Origin of the sequence: Spirosoma sp., assembly GCF_048594605.1 — a bacterium.
In the GTDB taxonomy this organism is placed as follows: Bacteria; Bacteroidota; Bacteroidia; order Cytophagales; family Spirosomataceae; genus Spirosoma.
On record NZ_JBMDWV010000095.1, the window covers coordinates 1 to 14,848 of the forward strand.

Genomic DNA, 14,848 nt, shown 5'->3' on the forward strand with positions numbered 1-14,848 from the left:
GCTCCACCAAGCCAGGCGTACGTATTGCCCAGGAATTTGGGGCCAGTCTGGGCGAAGTGCCAACGTTTGATGAGGTCGATTCGACGGGCCTGCCCATTGGCTGGACATCCCAGAACATGGGTAACAATGAACGCTACGTCACGGGGACCGGAACGGATGTTGATCCTAAAAAGCTGGTGATCATTGGCGGGGGTGATGAGAAAATCAATGGCGCTACACCCTCAGTTTACTGTCGGATCGACTATCCAGCGGGAAGCCTGGAAAATAAAGATGGGGTGTTTATGACCCGTCGCATCAAGGCGCAGTTTCGGTTAAGTGAAGTCAGAGCCGCTAAAGTTTGGGTGGTTATTCAGCGCGATGATGAGCCGTATCTACTTTCCAATGGCCAGTGGATACGGTTTAGTAAGCTGAAAAAAGCCGATTCGGTGGCTACGCTGTTTTACAACATCTACACCGTCGATGGCGTCCAGAAAACCAAGCCCGGCTGGGCAGATCTGAATCTGGAATTACCCGCTATCGACCGGGTGTATTCCATCATCATTTATCTGGGACGCGCTGAACTGCTGGACCAGCCCAACCCGAATATTCCGCCAAAAGTGGAATACGCCCGGGTTCGCATGGAAACCAGTCAGGAAGGCTTGAGCTTGAACGGTACCCAGCAAACCATTGTCAGGCCCGGCGAATCGGTTAAGGACACCACTCTGACCATTCAGCTGGGGGACGTACCAGCCGTAGCCCAGCCCGAACGGCGGGTCGGTACCCTGTATCACATCAGTGGTGTTCCTACCCGGCTGTGGTTCAAAGCCAACGCGAACGTTTCCGCGCCGGGCAATGGCATAGCGGGGGGTATGACGCTGCTTTCCACCATTGCCCAGCATGAGGCCAAACAGGCCATGTTTCCCGCCAAACAGATCGAAGGGGACTTATTAGGTGATCTGCCTTATGGGCCGCTCACGATGCTCACGACCGACGATATGGCGGATCTGGGCAAAGCCTTTCTGACCCGCTGGGAATGGATTGTCGATGAGTGTAGTCATAGTATTTCCGCTGAACGGCTCATGGCCGATCAAACCGGATTGCCCCAGACTGTGAAAGAATGGGATACGCCCGATGGCCTGTTACCGATGGCTGAGGGGGAAGACGGCAGCCCGGTTTCACCCGCTGAAAAGAAGAATTTCCGGGAAGATGATCAGCTGCTCAAGCGCCTGATCGCGCTGGGCGTCGTGACTCCCAACCTTAAAGCGATTCCCAGCCAGAACGGATTTACGCCCCTCGATGGAAGGGGTAAGCTGACAGCTAACGTGTACGTCGGCGGTGTGCTGAAAGGAACGATTGCCTCACGATTACGAAAACTTGCCTTGACACTAGACGATTTACTGAAATGATTGTACAGGATGGAAAAATAACCCTGAACACAGGAGGCCTTGGTACGCAGGGCTTTACGTTCGCTATTCTGGGTGCGTACAATAGCGCAACTGAAGAGTACGCCAAACGGGAACAGTTCGAGAACCCGGTTTTTACCGCTGACTTTGACAACAACCCGTTCCAGTCGGGCGTCGTCTATTTGCTGACCGCTGAACATGAGTTGCTCATGCCCGATGCGGAACTGTGCCGGATTGTTTTTGATGAATACGGCGGCTTTCGAACGCTCAGTGAGGATGAGGGCAATAGTTTGCCTACGCCATCGGGTTACTTCCGGATCACTGGAGCGGACTCGGTTCCTGAAGCAACGGCGATTACGCCTTATTTCGTTGAACAGCAGTTTTCGGATGGCAACTGGAAGCCTTTCCCTGGTACAGCCACCTGGAATACGTCGGGTGTACCCAGTCAGGAAGTCAAACTTACGTCGGTTGGGACCAACAAAGCGAACCTGAGCGTTCCGGCTGGTAGTATCAGCAATGATGTATCTATTTCGGTTCGGGCTACGCTAACCTACAGCGGCTCATCGAACACAATCGAAAAGGCGGTATTGCTAGTGAATGTACCCCTAACGGCAAGCCCTGGACAAGGAGGTGATCAGAATTTACAACAGGTCACGGAGGTTGGCAACGTAACGACCTTACCTGTTAAAGCAGCCCAGTTTATTCGGCCGGCCACGGCGGCTACGACGCAAACCGGATTAGAGGCTGTTTGGGTGACCTTGCCCGACGGCTCGGAAAGCATCGAGAAGAAAAGTGGCAGCACGACACCGACGGTTACCCCGACGGCCATTACCCGCATTGCTGGGCCTGATTCGATTCTGGAAGGGACGCTTTCGACCATCTACAAGCTCGAACAACAAATGTCGGACGGCAGCTGGCGTACCTTCCCTGATCCGGTTGCGTGGAGCTTGCTGTATAAGCCAAATACCAACATTCAGGTTAATGGAAATACGGGTAGTGTCACGGTGCCTGACAATACGGTAGAGTCGAATGATTATCTATCGCTTCGGGCCTCATATACGTATAATGGTGCCGCAAATACGACCGATCGGGGCGTTACACTTATTAATGCTACCGAAGCGGTAACGATTATTGAAGTAGGGGATTTGTACGAGTTTATTGAAAACGTAAACCCCAACCCTAATCCCACAATCGATCACTACGAGATTCAGGGTACGGATGATATATCCGAAGGCGAAAGCGGTTTCTTTAGTATCGTTGCTGTTTATACCGATGGGTTCCGGGGGGCTTTTTCTGGTTCGGGAGAGTGGTCAATTAAAGCGCCCGTTCCGCCAGGGTTTAGCTTAGCCGGACAAACCAACTCGTCCACGAATGCCAACATTGCCGCCAGCAGCATCAACATAAATACGCCGTTTACACTTCAGTTTCTTGTTTCTGGCGTCAATACCTTGCTCAGCAAAGAAGTAATGGCGCGCAACGTCGGCCAAATCGGTTCGGCTACTTACGAGATTATTGGACCCGATTCACTTACGGAAGGAGGTGACGTTTCTGAATTTGCTATTATGATCCGTCAGGCGGGACAAAATCCCGTCGCTTATACGGGCGCGGGTACGTGGGGCTTTGACGGTTCTTACCCGAACGGTATGGTTATAACTCGCCAGGGCGATACCAACAAAGCCTTAACCGCTATTCCAGCTGGCGCAATTGAATACTCTGGGCAGGTGCGTATCACTTTTACGCTGAAGTTAGGAACCGAAACAATTGTCGTTAAGAAAACCGTCCAAAGTATTCATGTCAATTGGGTAACCTACCTGCAGTGGGGGGCATCAGGCGGTCAGTTCTTACTAAAAGCGGCTACCATCGTCGGTTTCCAGTATGCCCTTGCCAAGAATGGGACCATGGGGGCTTATTCCAACTTTGGCACCGCGCTTAATGCGTCACTGGCCGGTATAAGCCCAGGCACGACCGTTACCATTTACCTCCGCAAAATTGGTGACACAAATAACAACGTGGTCCGTACCGTCACCATGCCAAACGCTGACCAGTCGCTCATTGAAATCTATCCCGGAAACGGACCCATCGTAACCCCGTAACTGTCATGCCGCCAATTAACAAGTATTGGGAGGTAAAGCTCTCCAACGGACAGAAAAAAAAGTACCCGGTTGCTCTTTCAGCAACCTGTGCGGATCGTCCAGCCGTGGGTAGCATTAATATCAATGAACTAGTGGATACGCCAACGCTGGCCGGGTACACGTTGGGGGCCAAAGGGTGCTCAATTCCTGCAGCGACGAAGTTTTACGAATGGTACGTGGACCGCTACAATGGTTCAGCGCTGCTATTCTACGCGCAGGGAGTCGGTCAATTAACCGTAACCCTCACGGGTCGAAACGGCACGGCTACTCCTTCGAGTAACAGCCGAATTATGACGACTAACCCCAGCGAAAACCAAAACGCTACGCTGTTCCAGGGGTCAAAAAGTCACGGTGCGTATTTCGGTAATATTCCCGACGGGAGTTATGCCGCAACGCTCACCGACGAAGACGGAAAGAGCAAAACGGCGAATCTGGAGGTTACCGCATTAGGGCCAAAAACGAACCTACTAAACACGGGCGGTGGTGGTGAAAATCCAAACGTAACGGTGGTAAGCCGTTCCATTACGGGCTCGGGCTCCGTTACTGAAGGCCAGAGCGGGACGTTCAATGTCGTTGAAAATCTTTCCGATGGGACTTTTAGAAGTTATAACCAGTCGGTGAATTGGAGCCTAGAAGGAGCGCCGGGCGGCACATCAATAAACGCATCGGGTCAATTAACGATTGCGGCCAACAGCATATCGAACAACCTCCAGATTAAGGTTAAGGCTGCCATCACAGGGGCTGCGCTGGAAAAAGTGGTTTCGTTGATAAATGCTACAACGGCCGATGCCACGGGTGATTATCTGCCAACCGTGTTTGCTGGCGAATTGGGATACATGTGGGATACGACGAACCCTGATCGGCTTCAACCCAAAATCAAAACGCTTAATCTGATTAATGGCCTTTGGATTTATACCATAGAGAATATCGCGCCTAATCCCAAAAACTGGCCTGTACAAAACAAGCAGGCATGGATTGAGATAAACGACGAATGGATCAAAAACAACGACCTAAGCATCTACAAATTCGTTGGGGGCATGGTCTATACGATTCGCTGGTTTATTCCCTGGAATGGGGATTCCAGAGATAACGCACAAAACAATCCTACTGATTTAACCTCTGTTTCTTTCTACCTCATCTAAGGCAATGAAGATAGCAAGTCAATACAAATTTGCCCCGGGCATGATTGCGAATTATCATGCGTTGGGAGGCACCACGCACATGCCTGACGGCTTTTTTCACATGAAGAATGTGCGCCAAAATTACAGTGATCAAACTTTATTAGATAAGGGGGTTAGTCATGTAGGATACAAGGTCGGGGTCAATCCGCAAGATATCCAAAGCCGATTCGGTACGCCCTGGCAGAAAATATCCGAGTTCACCGAAAATCCGAGAGACTTACGGGATTTTAAAAACAATAAATACACCAATCAATGGTCTGAGCAGGATTGTAAAGATTACGTTGATTGGTATTTTGCCCGAAAAGGCGGTAAAGTCCCGGCCATAACGATTGGTGCCGCTGAAGCATACGACGATTCATTTAACTGGCGGCTAACCCAGGATTATTCACCACAACAAATTCAGTGGATCAGTAAATACTTCCGTATCAAGCTGGAAGCGCAAGCAGCAGCCGAAGGGTTTACGGGCTTCTATGGCTATGTGCATGATTATGCTACCGATATAGACCTCCAGGATTGGTTCTATGGACAACGTAACCTTACGGATGTAGAAAACGCTTTAAATGCTGGACCTGACGCGGTGCTTAATTGGTTGAAGCAAAATGAAGGTGTTTATATCGGGTATTATAAACTTGAGTTATGGCGATACAAGGGCATCTGCATAACGTCCTCATATTGGCTCAATAAGCGCGAAGCATGGCAGGCCTTTACTAAAATGATCTTGCAGGCTGAGCTATGCGCGAAGGCCATGACCTCGAACCAAGTCACCACAAAGGGCGTCGTCATGGACTATTACATGGAAGAGGGAAAGCAATTGCTTGGCCATTCAGAAGTTGTTGACAACGTAAAAACACCAATCGGGATTCTATCGCTTCCTTATGGAGCGCACAACCGGCAGTCTTATGGCTATACCGAAGGGTACGGAGCCATGATTCAACGCTGGGCACCCGCTCGGATGGTGTGGAGTGACTGCATAAGGTATGGCACGGACAACACCGTATTGCCCGATAACATGTGGAATGTAAAACTCGTCGGCAACGGAAAGCCCTATACACAAAAAAAATGGGGGTACGAGTTTCAGCCAGACGGTGCTGGCTATATGCCCGAATTTAACGGCGTGTTCAACGCGAATGATGATGCTGCCCGGTGTATTCGTATGGCATCAGACCACGTTGGAGGCAATTTGATAGACAAGGCATTCAATTGCCGGGTACGAAAAGTCAAGGCAGGGGCAACAACGAATACCATACGTGGGTCTTACACGCTGGATTGTTATAAAGATTTCATACCGCAAGTGTATGGTTTCTATAACAATTCTACAGGCGCATGGGTGGCTATGGGTTTCATGCCTCCACAAGCTGAGTTCTGTGATAACAACGGGGATTTTCCATCCATTCAGCTAATGGATATACCTGGACAGCCCGAATTATTCTGGCCGCCAAACTCGTTCTTCTGCATTTTTTCTGATTAGCCAATGGCACTCTCTTTGAACCAATCCTCTTAAAAAACACGCATGGCTAATCTGATTCGTGACCAGGTGACCACCCTGGATATCCAATTGTTTTTAGGCAACGCTTTTACGCTACAACTCACCGTGCTGGGTACGTCTCCCATGCCCAGCACGGTCAACAGTCAGGCGTTTATCCGGATGGGCGGTGATGCGCTGGAAAGTGATTTGCAACCGGCCGTATCGGTAACGGGTCGGGTGATCGAGCTGACCTATCCGGCCAGTCTGGACTATCCGGCGCTGGGCTATCAGGAGATCCGGTTTGATGAGCGCAAAGTCATTGCCGGGGCGCTGATCGGTAGTCGGCAGACCACCAACCGGTCCGCTGGCCAGAGCGTTTCGATTGCCGTTCAGCCGATCGCGCAAATCGCCCTCAGCGTGGCTTATGCACCGTACGAGCCGGGTCAAACCCGCTACGTCAATAACACGCTGGAGTATTTCGACGGGCTGTTGTGGAAACCCATTCCAACGGGGCCGATTACCCCACCCAAAACTGGCTTACCCTATACGATTCCGTTCGTGGTGGGCGGCACGGGTCCGACCGGTAATGACGGATCGTCACCCAATCAGCCTGTGCAACTCGCTGTTCCTTATGTCTTACCATTTACTGTCAACTAATCATCATGAGCGTAGTCAAACTTCCCAGTTTAAAAACCGGCGATGCGGCAAACGAAACCTTTTTCGGAGCCCTGGCCGATGCGGTCAACGGCAAGCCCAACGCCAAAGTACTGCCCGTCTCCATCAACATCGGAACGAGTATGCAGGCCCAGCACAATTTCGGTCAGGTAATGGGCTGGTCGACCAATCAGTTTCGATTGATGGCCCAGCTAATCGATTCGCAAGGCTTTCAGGTAGCCTCTTTCAAGGTAGAGCATTACTCGGCTGACATAGCGATTCTGACGCTGGCCGAATCCGTGCCAACACCGTTTGCTGGCGAAATCTTCCTGGTTGGTATTCTTCTTTAATCAAGCGCTTCCAATTACCTATCGTAACATGAAAAAAGTACTAAGTCTTCTTCTTGTATTGGCCGGTTTTGCCAGCCATGCCCAAACGCCCGGTTCGGTTGAAGGTCTGCTGAAGGCCTTAAAATCGGGTAAATTAAACATATCGGATACGGCCCTGTTTGTTCGCAAACTTCAGGGGTATCGGTTAATGTCTCCCGCTGAGATTAGTAAGCTGGCCAACATAACGGCTGGCACCAACGGCGCGGATGGGAAAACCATTCTCAACGGTACCACGGCCCCTAACTCGTCGGCCGGAGTGAATGGTGATTTTTATTTGAATACCGCTACGTCCATGCTGTATGGCCCCAAAGCCAATGGAGCCTGGCCTGCTGGTGTGAGCTTGATTGGTGCGCAGGGACCAGCGGGGGCCACGGGTCCACAGGGGCCAACTGGTGCGACTGGATCAACTGGGCCACAGGGAGCTACCGGGCCGCAAGGGGCTACGGGTCTGCAAGGTCCGAAAGGCGATACCGGAAACACCGGAGCAACCGGAGCCACAGGTCCACAAGGGCCGGTCGGTCCTCAAGGGCCAACGGGACCAACGGGTCCGGCTGGATCTGGCGGCAGTGTAACGTATGCCTCGCAAGCGGAAGCCGAAGCGGGTACTGTTACCGACAAGGCTATGAATCCCTTAACGACAAAACAGGCTATTTTAAAATACGGTCCTGGGGTTGACGATGTAACACTTAATTTGACAGTCGGGGGGGATATGCAGGTTAAGCCTGCGTATGATTTAACGCTGGTCAAAAACACAAGTACGTATCAGTATCCAGCTTGGTTGACGGGTATCAACGGTTCGATCATTACGCAGGGTACGATTGCGCCTGCCCGTTTGGGATCAGGAACCACGTCGGCCAGTACGTATCTGGCGGGTGATGGTACCTGGAAAACGCTTCCTAGTGGTGGTTCGACAGCACTCACCCTTACAACCACCGGCACAAGCGGCCCGGCAACTTATGATTCAGGGACAAATACGCTTAATGTTCCAAATTATAACGTAGGTGGAGGGAGCCCCAATGCCATAGTTGATGGGTCAGTAACGGGAGCAACGACCATTGACGTAACAAGTCCGATAACGACGAATTCGACCCTTACGTCTGGAACTTTGGTTGCGGGTACGGCCCGAATCGCAAAGTTAGCTGTTCTCGATAACTCGGGGGCTTCATACGTGGAAATTACGAATACGTATGGGGGTGGTGCGCTTCGGCTCGGTTCGAGCGTTACGGCAAACGGCCCGTTCCGATCAGACAACTCGGCAGTCTTGAACGGCTTCAATGCCAACGCTACACCACTGACTATTGGCTCAAATGCCTCTCACGTTGGCAACTTAATTAACATTAACGCCAACGGCCAGACGGGCGGTTCACTGCTCCAATTCACAGCTGCAGGTAAGTTTGTTTTTGCCTCGACCTATACAGCTGTAGGTACAACCGCTTCACAAACGATCAATAAGCCAACCGGGTCGGTTCAGGTGGCTGCTGGCGCTACGAGCGTCACGGTTACGAATTCCCTGGCCACAGCAACCAGTCTAATCATTCCAGTTATTCTGACTGGCGATTCGACCGCACGTATCAAAAATATCGTTCGGGCGGCTGGCAGTTTTACAATCAATCTGGATGCACCAACAGCCGAGACGACGGTTGGTTTCTTTCTGGTCAACTAAGCTATAAACGACATAATCATGTTTGATAAACCGATAAAGTCGTTTATAACCGCTTGCCTTACACTGCTTACAATCGTGAGCAGTGTAAGTGCTCAGTCGCTCGTAGTTCCGTTAAAGTCAACCGGAACACGGGCTCTGCTAAAACCTATTGGGAGTTCGACCGCTATTGCTCGACTGGTTTCCCAGACTCAGGTTAGTGTTGGTGACTCGTTGAGTTTTGCCCTTACGGAATCGGCGCGTACGAGTGCTGGCGTGTTTGACGGCGAAAAGCTACTCCGTACGCTTTGGAGTGGCGTAACGTATCCAGCGGGAACGCATTCGGTCAAACAGGCCTGGGACTGGAAGGACGATAATGGGAACGCCGTTGCGGAAAATCAGGCGTACACCCTGAAGATTATAGCCAACAACATACAGTACGACGTTATTGGCACCGTCGGCAACACCTCCAAGCTGAAGTCAGGCCCGACGATTTACCACAGTGGCGAATTCTTCACGGGAATGACTATCGTGGATGGCTTTGCCTACGTCGCTGTCGGCTACTGCGAAGGCCGGGGCGGTCACATGAAGTTTGCCCTGAACGATCCGCAAACGAGGATTTTGCTCAGCATCTGGCCCAACCACGGTCAAAGTGCTCGATACGTTTCCCACGACAGCGGCAAGGTCTATTACTGTGGTCAGTTTAATGACGGGACTAATGGCATTGTTGCGGTCAATCGGGGTTCTGATACGGAGGCACCCCTAGCCAAGGGCGCTCAAAAGTTTGTCAGTGGTAGTCCACTTGGCACGACGTATCAGAGTGCCGTAGTCACGGGAACCGGTTTAATTGAAGGCTTTTCCGTACAACGTACTGGGGATTTTTACGCTGTAGCGATTCCGGAAAGCAACGTTGTTCGAACGTACAATAAAACGACCGGGAATGATCAGGAATTTACCATTCCTTCCGCGCGGGATATCTTCTTTTCGGAAGATAACAATTTTATCTGGGTCACCTCGGCTACCAATACCGTAGCCAAATACAGCATCAATTCCAGCGGAGTAATTAACACGACGCCGGTTCTGACACTGGCCGGTCTGGTCAATCCGGATGGCATTTCGATTGATCCGTCGACGGGGAAAGTCGCTGTTCTGGATAAGCATCCTAAGCACCAAATCAGATTTTTCAATCCTGATTCGGGCGTTGAAGGGGTTGCACTCGGGCAGGAAGGCGGCTATTCGACCAGCAGCGAGGTTGCCAACGATAAATTCTGGTTTGTTAATACCAAGAAACTGGACACCAATACGCCGGGCTGGGGCTCAGCGGTGGCGTGGCTGGCGTATCAGGAAGATGGTAAAATCTGGGTGGGTGACGTAGGAAACCTTCGCGCTCAGCTGTTCGATTCGAATCTGGTCTTTCAGGATTATGTTCAGTTTATCGGTTTCCATTATACCACCCAGACGGATCTAAATGATCCCAAACGGCTATTCATATTCTACCTGGAATTTGAAGTCGATTACACCAAGCCTCTGCAGCATGGGAACGGTTCGTGGAAGCTAAAACGCAACTGGGCGGCTGGTGTTCCGGCCATTTCGCTGGATGATAAATACTGGCGGATGCGGGACGTGGTGACGCTTAGTAACGGCCGAACCTACTGTATGCATCGAAATGGCGCTACGTTGGTTTTGTGTGAATTAGTGACGGGCGGCATCCTACGTAATACTGGAATTACGTTCCCGAACCTGAACCACGTTCTGAACTCTGATGGGTCAGTCTCCATATTGACCTGGGGGGGAATTGGCCAATCGTCGGTCTATTCGAAAAGGGCGCTTACCGGATTCAGCAACAACAACCCGGTTTACGCCAATGCAGAACCCGAGTTGACCACGCCTGTTATTATCGTACATGATCCGCTCATCGTTTTCATTCGGCGAAACAAGCTAACGGAAAACGGCCTGATTGCTACGTTCAACATTGGTACGTATCAAACCAATCCGATACGAAATAACGGCTTCCACTTAGGGGCACTCCGCAACAACCAATGGGTTTGGAAGGCCTCCCCCTCTACGCTGTTCAATTACGTAGGAGCCTATCCGATGGGGGATTATGATATCGGAAATGGTATCAACTACGGCGGTAACGTCATGCAGTGCGTTGGCAAACACATATTCTGGGGCTTCAATGGAGAGGGCTGGAAGAATGAGCAAACGCACATGACCGCTCATTTCCACCAATCCGGTTTGCTACTGGGTCAGTACGGTGTGGTGTTGCCTGATGTAAGCTGGATTGAGGAAGCGCCATTCGGGGCGGCTGGTAACGCCATCAACTCCAGCTGGGCACAGGTGGGGGATGATATTTACCAGGCCAACTGTGACGAATTCCTGCGCGGGGGTAGCATGATGACCCGTATTTATACCCTGGCGTCGAGTAAGGAATACAACATCGCGATTACAAAAGCCAAAACGGCCATGCCTGTAAAAGCAGGGATTGACCTAATGGCTGGGCTGCCTTTTTCGGGTGCGGTAGCCGATGGGACGGCCGGGTGGAGTCGTACACCCACAACGGACGTCGTTCAATCGACCGATGTGTCAGGCGTTGTCAAATACCGCTGGGGTGTGGTCACCAACAAGACGACGTATAAGCAGGCCGATCGGGATTTATGGATCGAGTTCCGGCCTTCGTCAGCCAGTCAATCGGGGGATGTATTTCGCGATCTGGGCACCAACGTTGGCATCAACTGGAAAATTGAAGGGCAGTTAACTTATCCAGAAGGGAGTGAATTAGGCGAAAACTGGATAAGTGTGTTAGACGATACCGGTAAAGAAATCTTTCGCTTTTCCAGAGATGATCCAAGCGGCATCATGACCCTGAAGGCCAACAATACAACGGTTCGCGCTGAGGATGCCAAATCGTTTGCCCGGTACGCTTCCAAGCCTCAGCTATTCCGAATTGTTGGCCAGAGCAACAGCACCATCACGGTAACGTACGGGGATTCCCTTCCGGTTACGGTTGCGGTTTTCCAATCGGGCGCGGTGGCAGGCAATCCGAAAACGTTGCGCTTTCACTGTGGTAGTCCCGGCTCCACCAGAGGGCACCTGATCAATCCTATCAACTTCCGTTTCGATACATTTTAATAACCCAATGGAACAACAGCCCAAACTTCTTGAACTGAAACGTCAGACCATTGCCCACCTTGGAGCCGCCAAGGTGGGATTGGAAGCCCTGGCCGGTGTATCGATCACTGGTACGGGCGTTAGTGCAGCGGCTACGTGGTACGGCGGGGGCAAAGTCGAATTACTCATTCCGTTGATTGGCTCCATGCTGGGCGGCTTGAGCCTGCTGATTCGCGCCGTCATTTCCTACTACCTGAACGTAGCACAGGTCGAAAATCCATTACCCGCTACGACCTCATAGGTTTATTGAGTACCCTCCATTTTACTATCGTAACGAACATGAACTTTTCTCTGCTCCTTCAACACGTAGTCGACAAGTCGGCTGCGGTGGCCATCGCTCACGATTCGAGTGGAACGGCCTCGTTAATTCAAGCCATCATCATGAGCCTGGCTACCGGCGTGACTGGCTTTCTGGTTCACTCCTTCATAAAGCGACCGGCTGAAAAGGTGGAGCAGTACGAAGCGGCTGAAATCAAAGCCATTCGGGATAGTCTGAACGAATTCAAGGCCTCCAATCGGCAGGAAAAAGCCGAATGGCACACCTGGCGAGATCAACAGAGCCAACGGACGACAACGCTCGAATTACAGCACAAAGCGCTATCGGAAACGCTGGGTGAAAAGATCAAAGAACTAACCAGTGAGGTTGCCGACACCAAGGAGATTACTCAGGGTATCCGGGAGACGTTGGTTGGGCTGAACGTAAAAATGGAGCAAACGATTACTCGCTGGATCAAATGAACGATCGTCTGTTTTATCCGCTCATGTACGTCGTGTGTGGCCTGCTGCTGATGGCAGGCCTACTCCTCTTCAAACTGGCCCATCTGGCCAACTCGTAAAATTATGTGGCTTCAATTAATCGGTACATTTTTTCGCCAACATTGGAAAGTTATCCTGATCGGGCTTGCCATCGGGGGGATCAGCTACCTGGTGTATCTGGCTTTTGACAACAGCACGACGATCAACAGCCTGAAAAGTTATCTGGGTTCGGCTCGGGATTCACTAAGCCGGTCGATACTTCAGATAAATCGATTGAAGGTCGATAGTACCCGGCTGGAGAATAAATACCTGCTGGCCGAAAAAGGGAGGCTAGAAAAGAGCAACGAAGCGGAACTGGCCAAGATTGCGGGGTTGCAAGCACAGGAAGCGTTTGCCCGTCGGGATCAACAGAATTATGAGCACGTAGCCAGTTTGACCGCTATTCAGAAAAAGCAGGCGGCTGATCTGGGTGTGATGCGTCAACGGCTGGGGCTGCTACCAACTTCTGTCAATGATTCCGCCACAAACGGTATTGTGGCAACGATGGCCGGGACGATAGCGATTCTGGATTCAACTAATCAGAAACAGGCCTCGGCTGTTGGCACCCTAGCGGCCGAGAATAAAACGCTGGTCTCGAAAAATCAGACGCTGACGGCCGACAACGCTGATCTGAAAAATGATCTGAGTGCCGTCTACAATACGATGGCGGATAAGCTGGAAGAGGTGAAACGGAATAAGAAGTTTGCCAACATCAATCTGGGTAAAGACCTACAGAAAGCGGCCAATGACATACGCGCTGGCCGGGTTCGTACCCGCAAACCGTAACCAATCATGAACATTCAAATCATTCGATTCCAGAAAGGAACAGAATCGACACTTTCCAAAGTCGTCGTTGACAACGTAGTGAAAGGCTATGTATTGGAAGATACGGACCGTGGCCTAATGAACACCATGAGCCTTTCGGAAATCAGCCAGATTAAAAAGAAAAACCGTACGGCGATTCCATCGGGACGGTACCAGCTTAAACTCACGCATTCCACCCGGTTTAACAAACTCATGCCGGAACTGTTGAACGTACCAGGCTTTGGCGGAATTCGCATTCATCCGGGCAATTATGTGACGGATACGGAAGGGTGTTTGTTACCCGGTCTCTCGTTCAATAAAGACGCCAATGGTTATTTACGAGTCTGGGAGTCAAGAAAACTGTACGACTCCCTGCTCAGTGACATTCGGGCTGCCGTAAAACGCAATGAAGCCATCTATTGTGAACTAATCAGGCAGTATCAGCTATAGCTTTTCAGTAAAAATTAGGTTAGTACGCGAAACGCCCGGTCATCTTGAACCGGGCGTTTTTTCTAACAAAAAATTGACGTTAAAAAGGAATTAAAAACTAATATTTCCATAATTACATTTGAGTAGTATTACCTACCTTTAAATAAATTTCTCCACACCCCTATTAGAGCGTTTATGCAAAAAATATACCGCATTCCTGAGCTAGATGCATTGCGAGGTATAACCGCCATAGCGGTCATTTTATTTCGCTATACCATGCATCACAACGACACGTTTTCCGAACTGCTCCATTTTGGCTCTATCGGCATTGATCTGTTTTTTATTCTCTCTGGCTACACGACCTTCCGGGCAGCCATACGGGTTTCCAATGGTAGCGATTTCGTAACAGGTCGTATCGCCCGGCTCTATCCGGCTTATTGGTTCGCCGTGACGATTTATGTGTTTTTGCAACTAGGTTTCTGCGCTATTGATCCCAGTTTAGCCTTGGCTGTGCAGTACGCTGCCAACGTAACCCTGTTGCAAAGCTTGTTTGGCGAGAAAAACATAGATGCCGTCTACTGGATTCTGCTGGTGGTGTTAATGTTTTACGCCGTTATAGGGGTGCTGATTAAAGCCAAACTTCTCAAACGCATCGACCAGATTACATCCATCGCCTTACCATTGCTGTTTATTTATGGAGCGTTCGGGGCAGACTATATGGGTGTTTGGCCTGTTCGTATTCAACGGTTTGCTACGCTTGTCGAGTTATTTCCCCTGTTTCTGGCAGGCATCCTGTTTTATAAGCTA

At 50.7% G+C, this 14,848-nt stretch carries 13 protein-coding genes; all 13 read left to right on the top strand.

The window, feature by feature from the left end; translation table 11 throughout:
- On the top strand, positions 1–1,385 hold a 1,385-nt coding region (locus tag ACOJS8_RS05295; protein ID WP_420147490.1), incomplete at its 5' end, for a hypothetical protein.
- Complete coding sequence (locus tag ACOJS8_RS05300) at positions 1,382–3,475, top strand: hypothetical protein (RefSeq protein ID WP_420147491.1); 2,094 nt, start codon at positions 1,382–1,384, stop codon at positions 3,473–3,475. The genes ACOJS8_RS05295 and ACOJS8_RS05300, both read left to right, overlap by 4 nt.
- 5 nt (positions 3,476–3,480) lie before the next feature.
- A complete protein-coding gene (locus ACOJS8_RS05305; RefSeq protein WP_420147492.1) occupies positions 3,481–4,656 on the top strand; it encodes a hypothetical protein in 1,176 nt (391 codons plus the stop codon).
- A gap of 4 nt (positions 4,657–4,660) precedes the next feature.
- Positions 4,661–6,163 (top strand): hypothetical protein, encoded by a 1,503-nt coding sequence (locus ACOJS8_RS05310; RefSeq protein WP_420147493.1) that lies wholly within the window; start codon positions 4,661–4,663, stop codon positions 6,161–6,163.
- A 42-nt stretch (positions 6,164–6,205) separates the two neighbouring features.
- Entirely contained in the window at positions 6,206–6,817 is a 612-nt protein-coding gene (locus tag ACOJS8_RS05315) for a hypothetical protein (protein WP_420147494.1), read from the top strand.
- Between the two features lie 5 nt (positions 6,818–6,822).
- Positions 6,823–7,164, top strand: coding sequence for a hypothetical protein (locus ACOJS8_RS05320; RefSeq protein WP_420147495.1), 342 nt, complete (start codon positions 6,823–6,825; stop codon positions 7,162–7,164).
- Between the two features lie 28 nt (positions 7,165–7,192).
- On the top strand, positions 7,193–8,866 hold the full coding sequence (locus ACOJS8_RS05325) for a hypothetical protein (protein ID WP_420147496.1): 1,674 nt from the start codon (positions 7,193–7,195) through the stop codon (positions 8,864–8,866).
- Positions 8,867–8,941: 75 nt separating this feature from the next.
- Positions 8,942–11,974, top strand: coding sequence for a hypothetical protein (locus ACOJS8_RS05330; RefSeq protein WP_420147497.1), 3,033 nt, complete (start codon positions 8,942–8,944; stop codon positions 11,972–11,974).
- 7 nt (positions 11,975–11,981) lie between these two features.
- Positions 11,982–12,254 carry a hypothetical protein gene (locus ACOJS8_RS05335; protein WP_420147498.1) on the top strand — a complete coding sequence of 91 codons (273 nt, stop codon included), beginning with the start codon at positions 11,982–11,984 and terminating at the stop codon, positions 12,252–12,254.
- A 38-nt stretch (positions 12,255–12,292) separates the two neighbouring features.
- Positions 12,293–12,751, top strand: a complete 459-nt coding sequence (locus ACOJS8_RS05340) for a hypothetical protein (protein ID WP_420147499.1) — start codon at positions 12,293–12,295, stop codon at positions 12,749–12,751.
- 102 nt (positions 12,752–12,853) lie between these two features.
- Positions 12,854–13,594: a hypothetical protein gene (locus ACOJS8_RS05345; protein ID WP_420147500.1), complete on the top strand. Its 741-nt coding sequence runs from the start codon at positions 12,854–12,856 to the stop codon at positions 13,592–13,594.
- Between the two features lie 6 nt (positions 13,595–13,600).
- The gene (locus ACOJS8_RS05350; RefSeq protein ID WP_420147501.1) at positions 13,601–14,062 is read left to right on the top strand and encodes a DUF5675 family protein; all 462 of its coding nucleotides are present in this window, start codon (positions 13,601–13,603) and stop codon (positions 14,060–14,062) included.
- A gap of 174 nt (positions 14,063–14,236) precedes the next feature.
- Positions 14,237–14,848 (top strand): acyltransferase family protein (locus ACOJS8_RS05355; RefSeq protein ID WP_420147502.1); only part of this gene is annotated, 612 nt, incomplete at its 3' end.

What these genes read in the sequence shown, in the direction of transcription:
- ACOJS8_RS05315 (WP_420147494.1), top strand. Translation starts at nt 6,206, where the DNA reads ATGGCTAATCTGATTCGTGACCAGGTGACCACCCTGGATATCCAATTG.
- ACOJS8_RS05320 (WP_420147495.1), top strand. Translation starts at nt 6,823, where the DNA reads ATGAGCGTAGTCAAACTTCCCAGTTTAAAAACCGGCGATGCGGCAAAC.
- ACOJS8_RS05300 (WP_420147491.1), top strand. Translation starts at nt 1,382, where the DNA reads ATGATTGTACAGGATGGAAAAATAACCCTGAACACAGGAGGCCTTGGT.
- ACOJS8_RS05310 (WP_420147493.1), top strand. Translation starts at nt 4,661, where the DNA reads ATGAAGATAGCAAGTCAATACAAATTTGCCCCGGGCATGATTGCGAAT.
- ACOJS8_RS05335 (WP_420147498.1), top strand. Translation starts at nt 11,982, where the DNA reads ATGGAACAACAGCCCAAACTTCTTGAACTGAAACGTCAGACCATTGCC.
- ACOJS8_RS05305 (WP_420147492.1), top strand. Translation starts at nt 3,481, where the DNA reads ATGCCGCCAATTAACAAGTATTGGGAGGTAAAGCTCTCCAACGGACAG.
- ACOJS8_RS05325 (WP_420147496.1), top strand. Translation starts at nt 7,193, where the DNA reads ATGAAAAAAGTACTAAGTCTTCTTCTTGTATTGGCCGGTTTTGCCAGC.
- ACOJS8_RS05345 (WP_420147500.1), top strand. Translation starts at nt 12,854, where the DNA reads ATGTGGCTTCAATTAATCGGTACATTTTTTCGCCAACATTGGAAAGTT.
- ACOJS8_RS05350 (WP_420147501.1), top strand. Translation starts at nt 13,601, where the DNA reads ATGAACATTCAAATCATTCGATTCCAGAAAGGAACAGAATCGACACTT.
- ACOJS8_RS05340 (WP_420147499.1), top strand. Translation starts at nt 12,293, where the DNA reads ATGAACTTTTCTCTGCTCCTTCAACACGTAGTCGACAAGTCGGCTGCG.